At 44.4% G+C, this 18581-nt stretch carries 16 protein-coding genes, 1 other RNA gene and 2 pseudogenes; 12 read left to right on the top strand and 7 right to left on the bottom strand.

All coding sequences use genetic code 11. The features are described from left to right. Window positions 1-10 precede the first annotated feature (10 nt). Together ACYRYG_RS04710 and ACYRYG_RS04705 are read left to right on the top strand one after the other, a co-directional pair. Window positions 11-1474, top strand: a complete 1464-nt coding sequence (locus ACYRYG_RS04710) for a sodium:solute symporter (RefSeq protein ID WP_293423394.1) — start codon at window positions 11-13, stop codon at window positions 1472-1474. Window positions 1475-1488: 14 nt separating this feature from the next. Next, window positions 1489-2736: pseudogene (locus tag ACYRYG_RS04705) on the top strand (serine hydrolase domain-containing protein); the annotation flags it as partial. Between the two features lie 39 nt (window positions 2737-2775). Here the strand turns inward: ACYRYG_RS04705 and ACYRYG_RS04700 are convergent. Both ACYRYG_RS04700 and ACYRYG_RS04695 read right to left on the bottom strand, forming a co-directional pair. Continuing rightward, window positions 2776-3663: pseudogene (locus ACYRYG_RS04700) on the bottom strand (carbon-nitrogen hydrolase); the annotation flags it as partial. Between the two features lie 12 nt (window positions 3664-3675). Further along, complete coding sequence (locus ACYRYG_RS04695; protein WP_293423392.1) at window positions 3676-4836, bottom strand: agmatine deiminase family protein; 1161 nt, start codon at window positions 4834-4836, stop codon at window positions 3676-3678. Between the two features lie 764 nt (window positions 4837-5600). Between ACYRYG_RS04695 and ACYRYG_RS04690 the strand changes: the two genes are divergently transcribed. The 6 genes from ACYRYG_RS04690 (at window position 5601) to ACYRYG_RS04665 (ending at window position 11932) form a co-directional block, all read left to right on the top strand. Continuing rightward, entirely contained in the window at window positions 5601-6431 is an 831-nt protein-coding gene (locus tag ACYRYG_RS04690; protein ID WP_293415879.1) for a Nif3-like dinuclear metal center hexameric protein, read from the top strand. A gap of 33 nt (window positions 6432-6464) precedes the next feature. After that, the gene (locus ACYRYG_RS04685) at window positions 6465-7307 is read left to right on the top strand and encodes a zinc ribbon domain-containing protein (protein WP_293415881.1); all 843 of its coding nucleotides are present in this window, start codon (window positions 6465-6467) and stop codon (window positions 7305-7307) included. Between the two features lie 342 nt (window positions 7308-7649). Next, window positions 7650-8048 (top strand): Hsp20/alpha crystallin family protein, encoded by a 399-nt coding sequence (locus ACYRYG_RS04680; RefSeq protein ID WP_460197773.1) that lies wholly within the window; start codon window positions 7650-7652, stop codon window positions 8046-8048. A 154-nt stretch (window positions 8049-8202) separates the two neighbouring features. Beyond that, window positions 8203-8634, top strand: a complete 432-nt coding sequence (locus tag ACYRYG_RS04675; RefSeq protein WP_293423389.1) for an Hsp20/alpha crystallin family protein — start codon at window positions 8203-8205, stop codon at window positions 8632-8634. Between the two features lie 254 nt (window positions 8635-8888). Further along, on the top strand, window positions 8889-9689 hold the full coding sequence (locus ACYRYG_RS04670) for a gliding motility protein GldB-related protein (protein WP_293415887.1): 801 nt from the start codon (window positions 8889-8891) through the stop codon (window positions 9687-9689). Between the two features lie 50 nt (window positions 9690-9739). Next, window positions 9740-11932 carry a S9 family peptidase gene (locus ACYRYG_RS04665; RefSeq protein WP_460197772.1) on the top strand — a complete coding sequence of 731 codons (2193 nt, stop codon included), beginning with the start codon at window positions 9740-9742 and terminating at the stop codon, window positions 11930-11932. A 113-nt stretch (window positions 11933-12045) separates the two neighbouring features. Here ACYRYG_RS04665 and ACYRYG_RS04660 read toward each other — a convergent pair whose 3' ends face one another. From ACYRYG_RS04660 to ACYRYG_RS04640, 5 genes are all read right to left on the bottom strand, one after another. Next, the gene (locus tag ACYRYG_RS04660; protein WP_293415891.1) at window positions 12046-12315 is read right to left on the bottom strand and encodes a PqqD family protein; all 270 of its coding nucleotides are present in this window, start codon (window positions 12313-12315) and stop codon (window positions 12046-12048) included. Window positions 12316-12344: 29 nt separating this feature from the next. Continuing rightward, window positions 12345-12806 carry a S24/S26 family peptidase gene (locus ACYRYG_RS04655; RefSeq protein ID WP_460197771.1) on the bottom strand — a complete coding sequence of 154 codons (462 nt, stop codon included), beginning with the start codon at window positions 12804-12806 and terminating at the stop codon, window positions 12345-12347. After that, a complete protein-coding gene (locus ACYRYG_RS04650) occupies window positions 12803-13693 on the bottom strand; it encodes a hypothetical protein (protein ID WP_460197770.1) in 891 nt (296 codons plus the stop codon). The genes ACYRYG_RS04655 and ACYRYG_RS04650 overlap by 4 nt, the downstream gene beginning before the upstream one ends. Window positions 13694-13731: 38 nt before the next feature. Beyond that, entirely contained in the window at window positions 13732-14325 is a 594-nt protein-coding gene (locus tag ACYRYG_RS04645) for a J domain-containing protein (RefSeq protein WP_293415897.1), read from the bottom strand. A 299-nt stretch (window positions 14326-14624) separates the two neighbouring features. Further along, entirely contained in the window at window positions 14625-16109 is a 1485-nt protein-coding gene (locus tag ACYRYG_RS04640; RefSeq protein ID WP_293415899.1) for a S1C family serine protease, read from the bottom strand. 346 nt (window positions 16110-16455) lie between these two features. Here ACYRYG_RS04640 and rnpB point away from each other — a divergent pair. The 4 genes from rnpB to ACYRYG_RS04620 all read left to right on the top strand — a co-directional run bounded on the left by rnpB (window position 16456) and on the right by ACYRYG_RS04620 (window position 18518). Further along, an RNA gene (gene rnpB, locus ACYRYG_RS04635) (RNase P RNA component class A) lies at window positions 16456-16846 on the top strand. Between the two features lie 27 nt (window positions 16847-16873). Then, window positions 16874-17296 carry a hypothetical protein gene (locus ACYRYG_RS04630; RefSeq protein ID WP_293415901.1) on the top strand — a complete coding sequence of 141 codons (423 nt, stop codon included), beginning with the start codon at window positions 16874-16876 and terminating at the stop codon, window positions 17294-17296. Continuing rightward, window positions 17293-17709, top strand: coding sequence for a YkvA family protein (locus ACYRYG_RS04625; protein ID WP_293415903.1), 417 nt, complete (start codon window positions 17293-17295; stop codon window positions 17707-17709). The genes ACYRYG_RS04630 and ACYRYG_RS04625 overlap by 4 nt, the downstream gene beginning before the upstream one ends. A 203-nt stretch (window positions 17710-17912) precedes the next feature. Further along, on the top strand, window positions 17913-18518 hold the full coding sequence (locus ACYRYG_RS04620; RefSeq protein WP_293423378.1) for a 30S ribosomal protein S16: 606 nt from the start codon (window positions 17913-17915) through the stop codon (window positions 18516-18518). The last annotated feature ends 63 nt before the right edge of the window (window positions 18519-18581 follow it).

The following is an 18581-nucleotide window of genomic DNA, read 5'->3' as shown; positions in this document are numbered from 1 at the left end:
ATTAAAAGATATGTCTCCTACAATTATTCTTATTACTGTTATTGCCTATTTTGTCGTACTTTTCACGATTTCCTATTTTGCGGGGCATAAAGCCGACAATGCAGGTTTCTTTACCGGCAACCGCCAGTCGAAATGGTATATGGTAGCCTTCGCCATGATCGGGGCCAGTATTTCCGGTGTCACATTCGTGTCTGTACCGGGAATGGTAGATGTCAGCGGTTTTGGCTATTTGCAGCTTGTCATGGGCTTTATCGTTGGACAGTTGATAATTGCCTTCGTGCTGACGCCACTGTTTTATCGGATGCATCTCACGTCCATCTATCAATACCTGAGTGATCGTTTCGGAATGGCTTCTTATCATACGGGAGCATGGTTCTTCTTTATTTCCAAGATGTTAGGAGCTGCCGTCCGCTTGTTCCTGGTATGTATAACCTTGCAACTGCTTGCCTTTGGTCCGTTGGGTATCCCTTTTTGGGTGAACGTGGTGTTGTCAGTAGGTCTGGTATGGCTCTATACGTTCCGAGGAGGGGTGAAGTCTATCATCTGGACAGATTCGTTGAAGACACTGTGTCTGATTGTTTCCGTAGGACTTTGTATCTACTTCATTGCTCATGATATGGATTTTTCTTTTGGCGGGATGGTCAGGGCCATTGATCACAGTTCTTATAGCAAGGTGTTCTTTTTTAATGATGTCAATGATAAGGAATACTTCTTTAAACAGTTTTTTGCCGGTATCTTTACAATGGTGGCAATGAACGGCCTTGATCAGGATATGATGCAGCGCAACTTGAGTTGTCGCAATTATCATGAATCTCAGAAGAATATGATCATCAGTATTCTGTTACAGTTTGTCGTCGTGGCAACATTCTTGGTACTTGGCGTGTTGCTTTATATTTTTGCTGCTGCTCATGGTATTACGGCTACCGGTGACAAGATCTTTCCTGTCATCGCTACAGGAGGGTATCTTCCGGTTATCGTTGGTGTTCTCTTTATTATCGGTTTTGTGGCTTCAGCCTATAATGCTGCGGGATCGGCCTTGACGGCATTGACAACTTCTTTTACTGTCGATATTCTCGGGATCAAAGACAGGAGTGAAAAGCAGGTTTCTCATATCCGGGGCAGGGTGCATATCGGAATGGCTTTGCTGATGGTGCTGACGATCCTCATCTTTAATATTCTGAATAATACGAGTGTCATTGATGCGGTCTATATCCTGGCAAGTTATACCTACGGGCCGATTCTTGGCATGTTTGCCTTTGGTATTCTTGTCAAGAAGCCTGTTCGTGATAAATGGGTTCCATTGGCTGCTTTAATAGCCCCTTTCCTCTGCCTTATTCTGGATATGAACTCCGAAAGGTGGTTCAATGGTTACCATTTCAGTTATGAGATTCTGATTTTTAATGCCTTGTTTACATTTATCGGCATGTGTTTTCTGATAAAAGGTAAAGGGGAAAAGAATGAAAAAGCAATTTAAAATAGGAAATAATTATGGTACACACACGTTTCTTTCTGCTATCACTTTTTGCCGTTGCTGTTCTGGGTGTTTCGGCACAACCGTTGCAAAGAGTAGCACCCGGAGAGGTCGGGCTGGATGGCAGTCAATTATCGTACGTTGATCCTCTTATAGAGGGAGCGATCAAAGAAGGGCGTATTCCCGGTGCTGTCCTGGCTGTTGTCCGCCATGGTAAGATGGCTTACCTGAAGGCTTATGGTAACCGGCAGGTTTATCCTTTCCAGCGTCCTATGACCACAAATACGGTGTTTGACATGGCTTCGTGTAGTAAGTGTATGTCTACTGCCGTCTGTGTAATGGCTCTCATAGAGAGAGGGAAGTTACGCCCGTCTGATCCTGTGGACCGATATATCCCTGGTTTTCAGAGTTGGAGGGATGGCAAGGATAGCGTCACCATTCGGATAGTTGACCTCCTGACTCATACCTCTGGCCTGCCGCCCTATGCTCCTGTCCAGGAGTTGAAGGAAAAGTATGGATCACCTAATCCTGAAAAATTGATGGAATATATTTCTACCTGTAAGCGGGATTTCCGTCCTGAGACCGGTTTTCAGTACAGTTGTCTGAACTACATTACTTTGCAGCATGTCATAGAGAATATCTCCCACCAGAGTCTGCGCAACTTTGCCGCACAGAACATTTTTATCCCTCTGCGGATGGACCATACCGACTATCTGCCCTGTAAACAAGATCATAAAGGAAAATGGGTGCATACCGATTTGCCCCGATGGATCAAGAATGGAGAGGCAGAGGGGATTACCCCTATAGCACCCACGGAAAAGCAACCCGACGGGAGCGTCCTTTTAGGACAGGTGCACGATCCGCTGGCACGGGTGATGAACGGTGGCATCTCAGGTAATGCCGGGGTGTTTACCTCAGCTGATGATGTGGCAGTGCTCTGTGCGGCCCTTATGAATGGGGGAAGTTGGAACGGACACCGGATCCTGCACCCCCTTACCGTGAAAATGATGACTACCGTTCCTAAAGGATTTGAAGCTTTCGGCAGGACAATGGGTTGGGATAATTCTTCTCCTTACTCCTCTCCTGAAGGGGACTTGCTTAGTAAAGATACTTATTGCCATTCGGGTTATACAGGAACTGCTATCGTGATTGATCCTGATAATGACCTGGCTATCATCCTGTTGACTAATGCCGTACATCCGGTGGATAAAACGAATGTCATCCGTTTACGTACTATGGTGGCCAATGTCGTGGCCGGAAGTATCATTGGAAAATGAGAGACGATCCTGCTGCTGAGGAGCAGGATCGATAAATCTTCGGGTAAGATCCCCATACTGGTCAGTCCGGCGGTCTCTGAGAAAAGGCCACCAGCGGCGGACTTGTTCGCTGTGGGCAAGATCTATGTCCAGGACAAGGCTATCTTCCTCTGTGTCACTGGCCTGATAGAACAGTTCTCCTTGAGGACCGGCTACAAAACTTGATCCCCAGAATTGGATACCGTTGGTCTGCCCGCTGGGATCAGGCTCAAATCCCACTCGGTTGACAGCCACTACGGGTATCCCGTTGGCTATGGCATGGCTGCGCTGTATGGTTGTCCAGGCTTCACGCTGTCGCTGCTGCTCCTCTTTCGGATCGGTCAACTCGTAACCGATTGCTGTCGGATAAATGAGAATATCGGCTCCTTGAAGGGCCATGAGTCGGGCAGCTTCAGGATACCATTGATCCCAGCAGACCATTACCCCCAGTCTGCCTAAGGAGGTGTCAATGGGGTGAAATCCCAGGTCCCCAGGGGTAAAATAGAATTTTTCATAGTAGGCTGGATCATCGGGGATATGCATTTTGCGGTATCTTCCGGCGATCGTCCCATCTCTTTCAATGACGACGGCTGTGTTGTGATAGATCCCAGCTGTCCGCCGTTCGAAAAGGGAAGTGACGAGGACTACCCCAAACTGTCTGGCAAGTTGTCCGAATAGATTCGTCGATGGGCCAGGGATCGGTTCAGCAAGGTCAAAATTCTTTACGTCTTCCGTCTGGCAGAAATAAAGGCTGTTCTGTAGTTCTTGGAAGATGATGAGTTGTGCACCGCGGCGGGAAAGGTCTTCAATGCCTTTTGCCAGTCGCTTGATATTATTGCTGCGGTCGGAAATGTTATGTTGCTGGAGAATTCCGATCCTGATTTCTTTTTTCTTCATCGTTTTTGCTTTTTATTCTTGTTTTTGGACCTTACTCCTGATGATCCCCTCGGGATATTGCATGGTCAGACAGTGTAAAGATCCATGCTGACGGATAGCCGTTTGTGCATCTATGCCTGTAATCTTCCGGCCAGGGAATGCGCCGGACAGTATTTCTCCTGCCAGGGAATCCTTTTCTGGTTGGTTGTAGGTGGGGTAGAGAATGGAGCTGTTGGTGATCACAAAATTAGCATACGTGGCCGGCAGGCGTTCTCCTTTGTCATAGAGGGCATCCGGCATGGGCAGTTCCCTTAATCGGTAAGGCCGTCCATCCAGGGTTTCCAGAGTCTGGAGCTGTCGTTCCAGGGCTTTGAAGTCTTCATATTGTGGATCTTGTTTATCCTGGCATCCCATATATAATAAGGTGTCGTTTGGGGCAGTTCTCACGATCGTGTCAATATGACCATCGGTATCATCACCTTCTAAAAGACCATGGTCGAGCCAGATGATGCGGCGGGCGTGAAGATAGGACCGGAGCTTTGTAGTAATCTCTTCTTGGGTAAGGGGTTGATTTCTGTGGGGAGCCATCAGACAGTGGCTCGTCGTGAAAATCGTGCCTCTCCCGTCGCTTTCAATGCTTCCGCCTTCCAGTACAAAGTTTTCATGATCTTCCTTGATTCCATTCAGCGCTCCCTGTTCATAGAGCTCACGATTGATCCTGTTATCTAGGTCGGAAGGATATTTCTCTCCCCATCCGTTAAAATGGAAATCAAGGAGGATCCCCGGTTTATCTTCTTTTTGTGAATGGTCTCTATCCTGAATGGGACTGTCTTTTATGGCTGTTGGGTCATTTCTTCCTTGCGGCACTTCGTCTCTGGCAATCAAGGTGAGGAATGCATGGTCGCGGGCCCAGGTATCATTGGTATCACAGGAATAAAAAAGGAGATTGCCGGATAATTCAGGTCTGAGTTTTCCGGTCAGCAGTTGTCTGACTGCTTTTTTATGAGGGGTGACAATCAGTACTTTTTCTTCTTCTGCAATAAGACGGGCCAGTTGGATAAATGTCTCTGTTATTTCGGTGAGATAGGGGCTCCAGTCTGTCCGTTCATGTGGCCAGGTCAACTGGATACCGCTTTGCGAAGCCCATTCAGCCGGAAGATAATAATGTTTGTTCTGGTGGATAATCTTGTTCATGCTTTCATTTCGAATAGGAAATTTTACAAAGGTAATCAAAAGTTTTGTGTTCCCTCTCTTTCCTGTAGAAAAAGAATGATGCGGGAGGAAAAAGTTTTATAATAGGTAGAGGTGAGATAGCTCCTCGTTTGCGGTAAGTTTTGATTTAAGTCAAATAAAACTCTGTTTTTTCCCTTTCATGGAGATAACTGGTGGATTCTGGCCTGGGAACAGTTATCTTTGCATTAGTTTTCAACTCGTGACGGGTTGAGAAGTAGAAGTAAAAAGATTAGGGATAATCGGATGTGATGTTGCATCTGACATTGTTTAATGAAAAGAGAAAGGAATTGAAAATGAAAAAGTTAATGAAAAATTTAAAGGATTTCTTGTATCATGTCTGTGTGGAATTAATGGAGAAATACAATTTCGGCCGTGCTTCGATGCCGGTTTGATCAGAAAATTTGCAATACGGATCCGGGCAGGAGTAAAGAGTCTCCTGCCCGGATTTTTAAAGTCCTTTGACGCCTGCTTCCGGGCGGTATAGTTATGGAGGAGCAATATGCACCATATCGGACATAATTGACTATGGTCGTGAGAATCAGGGACTATGATTCTTATCGTTAAAAAAATAATAGTATTATTTGAACCGATTTTGAGTTTGTTTGGCCACGAAAATGATGAAAGGAGAAAAGGATAGATAAAAATCGTTAAACACACTCCTGGTCCTGTTTGTTTTCAAAGAAAATCAGTACCTTTGTAAGCTAAAATTAAGAAAGCGGTATAGCGTGAAAATACAGGAGGTGATTGATGCCCTTGAACAATTTGCGCCTCTGCCTATGCAGGAAGACTATGACAATGCCGGCTTGCAGGTAGGATTAACAGAGGTGGAAGTCTCAGGGGCTTTATTGTGTCTGGACGTTACAGAGGAGATTATTGACGAGGCGATGAAAAAGAATTGTAATCTGATCGTGAGCCATCATCCTCTGATCTTTCATAAGTTGCGCAGGGTAACCTGTGAAGATGCTGTTCAGCGGACGGTATGGAAGGCCCTCGAACATCATGTTACAGTGGTATCCATGCATACTAATATGGATGCGGTAGAGGGTGGAGTCAACTATAAAATCGCAGAAAAACTCGGCCTTCAGAAGGTTCGGTTGATAGGGAAAAAGCAGGTGGTCGAGGTTCATTGCAGCTCTCAGAGTGGACAGCAGGTCTCCGGGAAACGGTATGGTGGTGAAGGAATTATCGGTGAATTCCCTGAACCTCTGGCAGCCGATGATTTGATACAGATGCTCCATCAGCGCTTCGCGGTGGAATGTGTCCAAAGCAACCAACTCTTGAGAAGGGAAATCCGAAAAGTTGCCCTTTGTGGCGGTGCCGGGAGTTTCCTGCTTGATCATGCCATCGTGGCTGGTGCGGATGCTTTTATTACCGGTGAGATGCATTATCATGAGTTCTTCGGGCATGATCAGCAGATACAGATCTGTGTGATCGGACACTACCAGAGTGAACAGTATACGAAAGAAATCTTCCGGAAAATCATCGAGGACAACTGCCCGGGCGTACGGTGCTGCCTGTCTGAAATCAATACGAATCCCATATTATATTTTTCTTAATAAGTAAATTGTAAATCATTAAATCATAAGATTATGGCAAAGAAAGATCCTACGGATTTGACAGTTGAAGAGAAACTGAAAACTTTATATCAGTTGCAGACAACCTTGTCAGCCGTTGACGAGAAGCGAGAATTAAGAGGTGAACTTCCTTTGGAAGTGAAGGACTTGGAAGATGAAATCGTCGGCTTGAATACACGCCTGGAAAATATACAGAAGAGCATCGATGAGTTTCAAAGTGCAGTCACGAAGAAAAAGGGTGAAATCACAGATGCCCAATCTAGTGTTGAGCGTTATAAAAAGCAACTCGATGATGTTTCCAATAACCGTGAGTATGATACTTTAAGCAAGGAGATCGAATTCCAGACGCTTGAGATCCAACTCTGTGATAAGAAAATCAAGGAAGCTCAGGTGACTATTGAGGAAAAGAGCAACGACCTGGCAAAGACGCAACAGATGCTGGAGGATAAGAAAAAAGACCTTGACGATAAAAAGAACGAACTCGATGAGATCATGGAAGAGACGCGTGTTGAGGAGGAGAAACTGAAAGAGAAGGCGTCTGAATTGGAGAAGAAGATAGAGCCTCGCCTGCTTACCAGTTTCCTTCGTATCCGTAAGGGTGCCCGCAATGGACTGGGCATCGTGACGGTGCAGCGTGATGCCTGTGGTGGTTGCTTTAATAAAATACCTCCACAGCATCAACTGGATATTAAGATGCACAAGAAAATTATCGTTTGTGAATACTGTGGCCGTATCCTGATCGATCCGGAACTTGCCGGAATTAAATCTGAAACTCCTTCTAAAGAGGAGAAACCGAAGCGCAAACGTACTCTTCACAAATCTACCCGTAAGTCGGCTGATACGGACGCTGACAAATAAAAATAGTATAGACGAATACCTGAAATAAGGGATCTTGCCATATCTGTAAGGCAGGATCCCTTATTTTCTTTTTATGAATCGGACAAATTGTACCTTGAATAATCATTTTTCAGATCGATAGTGCCATAAAGTCACACGCTGCTGACAAATTGACTTGTTCCTTCCGCGGGCATGGATATTGCAAATAGCCTATTGGAGTTTGGAGGCTCGAAAGACCTGAAGAGCTCCGGAGAGTTTTTAAATCCTGCAGGACAAGAGAATTCTGAAAATAGTTAGACAATAATTAAAAAATAATCGGAGGTATTCATTATGTTACTTGCTCGTAGAAATAAATCAGATTTAATGTCCAATTTCTTTGATAACTTTTTTGACACAGACTTGGTTCCAATGTTAAATACCACAGCTCCTGCCGTCAACATTAAGGAAAATGAAAAAGCTTATATCATGGATATAGCTGTTCCAGGATTGAAGAAAGAGGAGTGTATGATCAACGTCGATAAAGAGGGCAATCTGGATATTAAGATTGAATCAAAGAAAGAAAATAAAGACGAAAACAAGAAAGAGCACTATCTGCGTCGTGAGTTCTCTTATGGAGACTATGAACAGAGTTATTCTCTGCCGGAAAATGTGGATAAGGAACATATCTCTGCTAAGGTGAATGAGGGTGTACTTGAGATAGAGTTACCGAAACTGGCCAAGACAGAAGAGAAGAAAAATGTTCGTAAAATCGAAGTTGCTTAACTCGTTTCCGTAAAAACTGCGGATTCCGCTGACAAATATAAACTATACCTCTTTTCTGACGGTCCGTCATTAAAACGTTTCTTGAAGAGCATTTTCTGAGGGGAGCCAATGAGGGATCACGGAAGAAAAGATTTAAAAAGAAAGGATATTCATTATGTTACTTGCACGTAAAGATCATTCAGATTTGATGCCAGACTTTTTTGATCGCTTTTTCGATCCGGATTGGGTTCCGATGGTAAACACTACAGCTCCAGCTGTGAATGTCAAGGAATCTGAAAAGGCTTATACCATGGACATCGCTGTTCCTGGTCTGAAAAAAGATCATTGTTCGGTCAATGTAGATGAAGAAGGTAATCTGGCTATCAGAATTGAAGCCAAAAATGAAAGTAAGGATGAGGACAAGAAAGAGCACTATCTGCGCCGTGAATTCTCATACGGTGACTATGAACAGAGTTATGTGTTGCCGGATGACGTCAACAAAGAGCAGATTTCCGCTAAGGTAGACGACGGGGTACTGGAGATAGAAATGCCTAAGTTCTTAAAAGCTGAAGAGAAGAAGAATTGCCGGAAGATCGAAATTGCTTAAAATGGTTTTGTTTCTTCAGATCTCTGGGGTAATGGAAATAATTTGTTGATTCATGACAATAGTGAGTGGGGTGTCACTTTCGGGTGATGCCCTTTTTTTGTTTATGCTTAGATTCATTAAAATTGATAATTATAGTTTTTTTTCCTGTCTATTTTACCTTTAAACCTTAAAATTTTTAATTTTTTTAGCTTTTTGTTTGGCGATAATAATATTTTTTAGTACTTTTGTCTTGATAATTAAGGATCTGAGATTTAGTGAAGAAGATTGGTTTCTATATATTATTGGTCGTACTCCTCTGTTCGTCTTGCCAGTTAAAATGGAAGCCGTTCAATGATGACTTGTCTGAACCCAAATTGGAGATTCAGCGCTATGACCGCCTTGAGAGCCGGTATTTTACTACGGGGGATTATTCTGCTCTCCAGCAGATGAATACCGATTACCCTATTGAAACGAGGACTCTCATTGAGAAAATGTTGCAGTTGGGAGAGATCTATGATCCTAATATGCGTCAGAAGTTCTTGATCTATTTTCAGGATTCTACCCTCCAGTCTATGATTGCTGATGTAGAGACTGAATATGCAAATATGGACGACCTCAATGAGGAGTTGAAAAATGCATTTGATAATCTGGAGGACTGGATCCCGGATATTCCCAAGCCGATTTTCTATTCTCAGATAGGGGCCTTGACTCAAAGTGTGGTGGTCGGGGACAAGTCGGTCGGAGTATCCCTGGATAAATATCTCGGAATCAATTATCCTTTGTACAAGAAAAATTATCCTTTCAGCCAGCGTAAAACGATGACACGTGCATACGTGGTACCTGATTGTATCAGTTTCTATCTTCTCAGTTTGTATCCGCTGAAAAATGCTGACCGTCGTTCCCGGTGGGATAGTGATATTCACATGGGCAAACTGATGTGGATTACCAACAAAGCGGTAGAAAAAAGTATTTATGACACCCCTTATGTCCGAATCGTCAACCATTATATGAAAAAACATCGCAAATTGACGATTCTCGATTTATTGAAGATGAATGATTATTCCAAGATGAGGTAAGTGATTTTCTTGGTAAGGCGATGAGGTCATTCTATAATTGATAGGTTCTCATGAGGAAATTGTTGACTTTTTTAGTGGTTGTTCTTATGGCATCCAGTATGAATGCTGCAAATCAGTTGGATCTGAAATTGATAACCTCTGATGCTTTCGCAGCTCAAAAAATTAATGGGATCAATCCCATCCCCGGCACGGATCAGTATGCCAGCATCAGTCAGGATGGCAAACGGATCATCAAGTATGCCTTTAGAACGGGTAAGAAAACGGCAGTCCTATTTGATGTCTCCAGGACAAAGGGGGACACAATTGACCATTTTGATAGTTATATATTGAGTCCAAATGCTAAGAAATTACTGATCTGTACGAAGACAAAGCGTGTTTACCGGCGTTCTTACAAGGCTGAATTCTTTATCTATGACATTAAAAGCGGGGTGCTGAAAAAACTCTCTGAAGGGAATTCTCAACAGGTCCCGATCTGGTCTCCTGACAATAAGCATATTGCTTTTGTACGGGATAATAATATTTTTATTACGGATGGTGATCATGAAGTGCAGGTTACGGTTGATGGAAAATTCAACCATATCATCAATGGTATACCGGACTGGGTCAATGAGGAAGAGTTCAGTTTCAATACGGCGATGACCTGGAATGCTGATGGTTCTTCCCTGGTGTGGATCAAGTATGATGAAAGCCGGGTAAAGACCTATACGTTACAACTGTTTAAAGGTATGGACCCGGAGAAAAAGGAATATGCTGATTATCCTGGGACTTATACTTACAAATATCCTAAGGCTGGACAGGAGAATGCCGTTGTTTCTCTGTGGAGTTATTGCCTGGCAGCAAAAACGATGAAGAAATTATCTCTTCCCCTGGCCCCTGACGGCTATATTCCCCGGGTCAAATGTTCTGCTGATAAGGATGTCGTGATCGCTTATACCATGAATCGTCATCAGGATACCCTTCAACTGTATCGGGTCAATCCTTTTTCTGGAGTATGCCGCCACCTTCTCACGGAGAGTGTTCCTAAGTATGTTAAGGAAGAGGCTATGGGAGCTATACTTATCGGCAAGCAGACCATCGTGGTGCCCAGTGACCGTGATGGTTTCATGCACCTCTACCTCTATGATATGAATGGAAAATTAATCCGTCAGGTTGAAAAGGGGAAATATGAGGTGACGGCTCTTTACGGTTATGATGAGTCGACGGGGGGTGTTTACTATCAGGCGGATGTCTTGAATCCTCATGACCGCCAGATCTATGTCGCTCTTCCTGATGGAGACGTTCATCGTCTGACAGATCAGGATGGAGTCAATTCTGCCAGTTTCTCAGGTGATTTCCATTATTTTATAAATGTCTGGAGTGATTATAACCATCCATACGTTTATACTGTCCGAAACTCCAAAGGCAAAGTCCTTCGTGTCCTGGAAGATAATAAGGCCCTTCTGGCAAAAGTCAAGGAGTATGGTTGGGTGAAAAAAGATACGTTTTCTTTTACGACTTCTGAAGGAGTCGGGCTGGACGGCTGGATGGTCAGACCGGCAGGTTTTGATCCTGCAAAGAAATATCCGGTCGTCATGTTTCAGTATTCCGGTCCTGGTGCTCAGGAGGTTATGGATTCCTGGTCTTCCGGGAGCATGGGCCAAGGGGGCGCTTTCGATATGTACCTTGCTCAACAGGGATTCATCGTGGTGTGTGTAGATGGGAGAGGAACCGGAGGACGAGGTGCTGACTTTGAGAAGTGTACTTATCTGAAATTGGGAGATCTGGAATCCAAGGATCAGGTAGAAACGGCACTTTATCTGGGGAGCCTGCCTTATGTAGATAAAAGCCGGATAGGAATATGGGGCTGGAGTTTCGGAGGATTCAATACCTTGATGAGCATGAGTGAGGGACGCCCCGTGTTTAAGGCTGGTGTCGCAGTTGCTCCGCCTACCAATTGGAAATATTATGATACGATTTATACGGAACGTTATATGAGAACTCCTGAGGAGAACCCGGAAGGATATGCGGTCAATCCCATTGAGAGAGTTGGTAAGTTGCATGGCGCTCTCCTGATTTGTCATGGCACTGCTGACGATAATGTGCATCCTCAAAACACTTTTGAATATGCTGAGGCACTGGTTCAGGCGGATAAGGATTTTAAGGAGAACTACTACACGAATCGCAACCATAGTATCTATGGTGGTAATACGCGCAATCATCTCTTAAGGCAAATAGCCGAGTGGTTCATCGAACATCTCAAATAAAAACTTTGAGTTCTCTGTATTCGTAAAAACAGATAGAGCATGAAAAAACCGGTCATGGAAAGATTGATTGCCATGACCGGTTCTGTTTTGATAGGCATTCTAATGCCTTACGGTTATTCTTCTGTAATGCCTGCTTTCAGCCATTTTCGTGCCACTTCACTGGCATCACGTGAAGCGGTTTCAAGATCTACTTCATAGTGGTCAGTGAGAAGCCGGGCCAGGTCATCGGAAGAGAATTCCTTCCCTTCAACAGCTTTCCAGAGATAAGCTGAGGTCTCGTTCATGCTGATGATATTATTGAAGTCTATATTCTCTTTTCCTTCAGCGATAATGATAGATTCTCCGCAGACATCACGGAGTTTAAATCCTTTTTTTGTATGCATAATCTGCTTCTTATTAATTTTAGGAGTATTTATAAGGGACCGAACAGGGGAATCCATAGTCTGCGATAGACGGCAAGAACGTATCTCCGGACAGGAAACAGGGTACACCATATATTGGAATACAACTTCCATTTCAGTCCATTTGTCCTGTCCGGCCTGTTCCTTCCCTTGCGGTAGAACCCTTGCGCAAATCCTTTGATATCATGCAGGGTGCAGCGTTCTGTACCTATGTTACCGTCTCCCCGGAGGACTACCTCCTGTCTTTTGATCCTGATGATACGATGGAGGACATATTGTCCGGGGGTGATCTCTGCCAGGACGGTGTCTCCTTTACGGACGTGGTCCGGGCGGGTGAGGAGGACTGTATCACGCCCGTCTTCAAGGAAAGGGCGCATGCTGAAACCTTTCAAGCCTAATGTTACCGTGTGGCCTTCTTCCAGCATCTTGGCAATTTCCGGAATCAGCAGGGCATTGGGGACTTCTTTTCTCATATCCTTCTCAAAGTGTGATAAGCCATACGGGCTGCCTCCTCGTCCGGCAGGCATCGTAATTGATAAATACCGGTGGTCTGGAGTATGCTGGTTATGGTATCACAGATAGAATCATAAATATCCTTATCCCATTTCATGGTAGAGCAGGATGGAAGGACGGCCGTAAAGGCTTTTACAGGAGCCAACTTCCGGATTTCGTCCGTCTTAGCCCTTTCGATATGGGTAATGGCTCCAAGTCTTGCCTTTACATTCCGGTAGCAAGGGGTCTTTCCGCTCCATGGACTTCCGAAAATGTAAGGCTGTCCTTCGATGATTCTGACCACCGGATTATCATCGTTCATCAGGTCACAGCCTTTGATATGCTTTAACCATAAGGCCGTATGCGTGCTTTTTCCTGTTCCACTCTTGGCTATGAAAGCATAACCGTATCCCTCGTTGCGCACTACTGACGCATGAATAAGAAGGGTTTTCTTCTTGCTTCCTGCGAAGGCAAAACAAAGCATCAGGGCATCATTGAGACCAAATGCCCGACCTTTTATCCCTCCATATAAAGCACATTTATTGTTGGTGAAGTCTTTATTTGTCAGCAGTAGACAACAGGGATGGCCTTCAAGGTCTTTGATGAGATACTGGTAGCCTCCGTTGTGAAGACGGTCTACGATTACGTACCCGTTTCCGGAATCAAAGGCACGGATGTGCTCACAGCAGGCAGAAGGGATGGGTTGCAGGTCATCGTCTATGGTTAACAGAAACAGCGGTTCTTTTTCAGATGGTTCTGTCTGGAAAGGCAGGAAAGAAGGGAGAAGTTTAAGAATGTCCCCATTCTGCCTTTCTGATATGGTCTTGAACGTCCATCCGGCAATGCTGAAAGTATGTATGATGTCCATGATTTATCCCTCTTCTGACAAACCTTCCGCCGAATGGATCACTGGTCTCCGCCTCCAGGAGTTTGTTGCATCCCTCCCATTGGGGGCTGTTGGCCACCGGATGAGAAGGGACCACCTTCACCTCTTTGATTTGGACGGGAATGCCCTTCTGGCCGGTTCTCCCGGTTTTTCCGCTTGGGCTTTTCGGCCGGTTCTTCCTCTAATTCATTTGCCGTGGGTTGCATAGCCTTAAACTCGAAGTCTGAAGCTGAAAGATGCTTGATGGCAAATCTTGGAAGTTGCCCCTTTTTCTTGTCGGGGATGTATCTTTTCATCAGTTTCTGATATTTCTTGTCAATATCTTTCTTCGTTTTTGCGAATTCTACCAGACAGGTGCGATTGTTCATACCGATGGAGGATAGATAATTTTTCAACTGATAAGAATAGTTGTCCCTGCCGAAAAGAAAAGTAGTCTTTGTGCCGATCCAGGCAGAATCTATGCGTTGGATGTTCGTAAAGTAGACGATTGAATCGTTAAAGGAAGCAGAGAAACCAAAGATATAGGTTGGGTGCATAACGTTCTTTCCGAATGCATTTGAGGTGAAAGCGATGAGGGCAATCAAACCTAATAACAATGTCTTTGTTTTTTTCATTTTGAAATATAAGCCTGTATAAAAGATAAAACTAATGGTCTGTTCTTTGTTAAGTTGCAATAGAAGGGTAAATCATCATATCCCGTGAAAGGACTCAAAGCAGATGACTTGAGACTGAAAAAGATTTTCCGGCTCTGCAGGATAGTGCCTGCATGAAACTGATGCAAAAATACGGAAATTCTTCTGTATAGGCAAAAAAAATAGTAGGTATTTTGCGTGAATACCTACTATCATCTGGTTTTAACATCAATCAGTCTTCTGCTTTGGAAATACAGGAGGCGATCGGTTTCAATTACCGTTTATTCTTTTTCCAGAGGAATTGCAAAATAAGCTTTCTTGCCGGTAGGCCAGATTCCTTGCACATAGAGTACTGGTGCAGAACTTGTGGAAGCACTCTTTACGGCCTTTTGCAGATCTTCGATGGTCTTCATCTCTTCATCATTTACCTTCTGGATGATGAAACCACGTGAAATACCGACTTTTTGTAAGGCACCTCTTTCCGTCTTGGTCACTTCAATGCCATAGCTGATATTCAGTTGTTTCTTTTGAGACGGTGTTATCGGACGGAATTCTCCTCCTAAAACATCCAGGTCTTCTGCTTTGATCACTGATGTAGTCCCCTGGGCATTTTTCAGGGTTACCGTCTTACTGACCGTACGTTTATGATGCAGGAAAGTGATCCTGATCTTGTCCCCTGGTTTCTTTGCGTTAATGGCTTGTTGAAGTTCAGAGATCTTTGTAATATCCTGCCCGTCAATGCCAGTTATTACGTCTCCCTTCTGCAGGCCTGCAGCCTCTCCGGCACCACCGTCTTCTACTTCATCCACATACACTCCTTGGTTTGTGCCGAGATCTACATCCTTACCCTGGTCTTTCTGTGCATTGATATAATTGATTACATCACCGCCCTTGATACCGAGCCAGGCTCTCTGGACACTTCCATATTTCTTCAGATCGTCTACCACTTTGGTCATGATATTGGTAGGTATGGCAAACCCGTAACCACTGAAAGATCCGGTCTGAGAGTACAGCATGGCGTTGATGCCTACCAGTTCTCCCTTGGTATTGACCAGAGCTCCTCCAGAATTACCTGGGTTGATGGCTGCATCAGTCTGGATAAAACTTGAAATCTGCGGGCCGTCGCCATCTCCACCTAGTGACCGTGCCTTGGCACTGACAATTCCTGCAGTAACCGTAGAACTCAGGTTATATGGATTGCCTACTGCAAGTACCCACTCGCCAACCTTGAGTTTGTTGCTGTCTCCTATCGGAAGGGTAGGAAGATTCTTGGCATTAATCTTGATCAATGCCAGATCTGTTGTAGGATCAGTACCGATGATCCGCGCGGAAAATTCCCGGTTATCATTTAGGGTAACGGTCAACTCATCGGCTCCGCTCACTACATGGTTGTTGGTCACAATATATCCATCTGGTGAGATGATAACGCCAGAACCGCTTGCTTCCTGCTTGGGAGTTCGCACATGTTCCTTATGCTTCTCACCATTATTGTTATCGCCGTCATTCGGATTTCCGAAGAATCCAAACGGGTCATCAAAAAAACTGAAAGGACTGCCTTGTACGTCAACGGTTTCTATTTTGGAATTCTTGACATACGTAATATGGACTACTGCTGGTACAGCCTTTGCAGCAGCATAGGTCAAATCTACCGGTTGTTCAGAAGTAACTGCTAATGTGGCAGCATTTGCCTGGATAAAAGCTCCACTGCCAAAGGTAATGGCTGCCAGGCAAAGCCCTGCGATGACATTTTTACTTAAATTTTTCATGTTAATTACTTATTTAAATTTTAATGATTTCCATTATATTCATGGACAAGTCAATATTGACTTCTGTCTTATTTTGATTGCAAATATAAGCGCAAAATAGCTTTATGTGTCAAAATGTCGGTTTTCTTTATCCCACTTTAACACTTAAATTTAACACATTAACGGCTCTTAAATGTGTACCGGTATAGATTTACATTTCTTAAAACGCAGGATATTCTTCCTGTTGCTGTTTGGGGCCTTTTTGTAATTTTGGAGACGGAGAACAGCGGTTTCCTGTTCCTCATAAAAAAAATGATCGTAAAAGTTGTCTCCTCACAACTTTTATTATATCTTTGCAAAATGGAAAGCAGTGTTCCGGTTCTGCCGCTGGCACTTCAGGGTGCGAGAGGAAAGTCCGGGCAGTGCAGGGCGCCCCGCTTCCGAAAACAGAAGCTATTGGTGACAGTAGGTGTTGACAGAAGAAAATAACCGCCTGAAATGTGTCCGATCCGTTGGATCTTTTCAGGTAAGGGTGAGAAGGTGGTATAAGAGACCACCAGCTGGCGGGTGATCGTCAGGCTGTGTCTTCCGGGGACTGCAAATTCATGTATACCGTAGGTTGAGGGCTGCCCGCCCGATGATCTCCGGATCCCTACGGAGGGTAGAATGCTTGAGGCTTCGGGTGACCGGAGTCCTAGATAAATGGCAGATGGCATCGTAAGGTGCAACGGAACCCGGCTTACAGGGACACTGCTTCCTTTTTTTATTCTTAAAGCAGATTGTATATGCTGTTGAAAACGCTTGACAAGCAGGATTTGGATGATTTTGAACACAGGGTGACCAAGCGGATCAAAGATTTTAGTGCTGACGACCGGTTTCCTCAAATGGAAAACTATAAGGTCACCAGAAGGATGCTGGATGATTATCTCTTTGACAAACAGGCTGTCCTGGACAGTAAGGGCAGCGAGCGTACCCAGCTTACCGTGGCCGGTACTTTGATCGTCCTTCCGATTATCGTCCTTTCTGCTATTCCTGAACAGAGCTACCCGTTTGGGCACTGGACTTTCTTAGTCTTTCTTGCCATAGGGGTCTTGCTGGCTTTGACCGTCAGAGCAGTGATCCGTCTCTTGATCCGGATACGGCTCCGTCGTTTGTCTAACCCGGTGATCGATCGATTTATTAATGATGTATTAAATTATGAACCATGAACATGCCACAGTTACCTGACTTTATGAAGTATAAGGATGCCTTCACAAAGCATGGATTTGTTGAAAAGATTTCCCGTATTGCAAAACGCTCGGGCGCAAAGTTGGTATATGCTGCCTTGATCTTGTTCTATACGTTGGAAAGTAAAAAAGTACCGGTGAAAGATAAAGCAATGATTATCGGTGCACTGGGCTATCTGATCAGTCCGCTGGATGTAGTGCCGGATGCTATTCCGATTGCAGGGTTGAGCGATGATCTCGCCGTGCTCCTCTATGTCCTTCACAAGGTGTGGGGGGATGTGCCGGAGGAGGTTAAGAAAAAAGCTCATGACAAACTCTCTACGTGGTTTGATAACGATGAGGAAAAGGCTGCTGATGATCTTTTCGCAAATGATCGTAATGAAGACCCGGTGTGAAGGATGCTCATGTCTGAGAATGACCCTATCGTAACATATCGATAAAGGGAAACTGGATGTGAAGGGAAAAATGGTTAATATTTATTAACTCCTTGAGCTTTTCTCCTTCTTCGGAAATTTTAATCAAGTTTTATTTGTACATTTGCAATCGCTATTACGAGTTAATGGCAAGATTCAAACCTAATTAAAATTTTAAAGTAAAAATGGCAACAAGAATCAGATTACAGCGTGGCGGTCATAAGGCTTATGCCGTTTACAGCATTGTCATCGCTGATGCAAGAGCACCGAGAAATGGTAAGTTTACGGAAAAGATCGGGGTGTTTAATCCCAACACAGATCCTTCCACCGTAACTTTGGATTTTGATCGTGCACTCTACTGGGTAGAGGTTGGAGCACAGCCTACGGATACCGTCCGTAATATCCTTAAGGGAGAAGGCGTTTATTTGATGAAGCATCTGCGCGGTGGCGTGAAAAAAGGTGCTTTTGACGAAGCAGAGGCTCAAAAACGTTTTGAGGCTTGGAAAACCGATAAGGAACAGAAGAAGGAAGCTGTTTATGATAGTGGCATGAAGGCTAAGGATGATGCCAAGTCTAAAGCTCTGGAAGCTGAGAAAAAGGTGAATGAAACCATCGCAAAGAAGGTAGCAGATAAAAAGGCTGCCGTCGTTAAGGAAAAGGCTGATGCTGAGGCCAAAAAAGCTGCAGATGAGGCTGCTAAGGCTTCTCAAAAAGAGGCTGAGACTGCAAAGCCTGCTGAGGGTGAGGCTGCTCCTGCCAAGGAGACCGCGGAACCAGAAGCAAAGGCTTGATTTCCTTATATTATTTGTGGAAAAAATAGAGTTGGGACGTCTGTCTCAACTCTTTTTGTTGAA

The sequence above is a fragment of the Segatella asaccharophila genome (assembly GCF_054687055.1).
The sequence above is the reverse complement of the archived record's forward strand: the minus strand, read 5'-3'. Positions and strand labels throughout refer to the sequence as shown.

Bases quoted from the DNA above. Each gene is read 5' to 3' on its own strand.
- ACYRYG_RS04710 (WP_293423394.1), top strand. From the start codon at position 11: ATGTCTCCTACAATTATTCTTATTACTGTTATTGCCTATTTTGTCGTA.
- ACYRYG_RS04695 (WP_293423392.1), bottom strand. From the start codon at position 4,836: ATGAACAAGATTATCCACCAGAACAAACATTATTATCTTCCGGCTGAA.
- ACYRYG_RS04685 (WP_293415881.1), top strand. From the start codon at position 6,465: ATGGCAAAGAAAGATCCTACGGATTTGACAGTTGAAGAGAAACTGAAA.
- ACYRYG_RS04680 (WP_460197773.1), top strand. From the start codon at position 7,650: ATGTCCAATTTCTTTGATAACTTTTTTGACACAGACTTGGTTCCAATG.
- ACYRYG_RS04675 (WP_293423389.1), top strand. From the start codon at position 8,203: ATGTTACTTGCACGTAAAGATCATTCAGATTTGATGCCAGACTTTTTT.
- ACYRYG_RS04665 (WP_460197772.1), top strand. From the start codon at position 9,740: ATGAGGAAATTGTTGACTTTTTTAGTGGTTGTTCTTATGGCATCCAGT.
- ACYRYG_RS04660 (WP_293415891.1), bottom strand. From the start codon at position 12,315: ATGCATACAAAAAAAGGATTTAAACTCCGTGATGTCTGCGGAGAATCT.
- ACYRYG_RS04655 (WP_460197771.1), bottom strand. From the start codon at position 12,806: ATGAGAAAAGAAGTCCCCAATGCCCTGCTGATTCCGGAAATTGCCAAG.
- ACYRYG_RS04650 (WP_460197770.1), bottom strand. From the start codon at position 13,693: ATGGACATCATACATACTTTCAGCATTGCCGGATGGACGTTCAAGACC.
- ACYRYG_RS04645 (WP_293415897.1), bottom strand. From the start codon at position 14,325: ATGAAAAAAACAAAGACATTGTTATTAGGTTTGATTGCCCTCATCGCT.
- ACYRYG_RS04640 (WP_293415899.1), bottom strand. From the start codon at position 16,109: ATGAAAAATTTAAGTAAAAATGTCATCGCAGGGCTTTGCCTGGCAGCC.
- ACYRYG_RS04630 (WP_293415901.1), top strand. From the start codon at position 16,874: ATGCTGTTGAAAACGCTTGACAAGCAGGATTTGGATGATTTTGAACAC.
- ACYRYG_RS04625 (WP_293415903.1), top strand. From the start codon at position 17,293: ATGAACATGCCACAGTTACCTGACTTTATGAAGTATAAGGATGCCTTC.
- ACYRYG_RS04620 (WP_293423378.1), top strand. From the start codon at position 17,913: ATGGCAACAAGAATCAGATTACAGCGTGGCGGTCATAAGGCTTATGCC.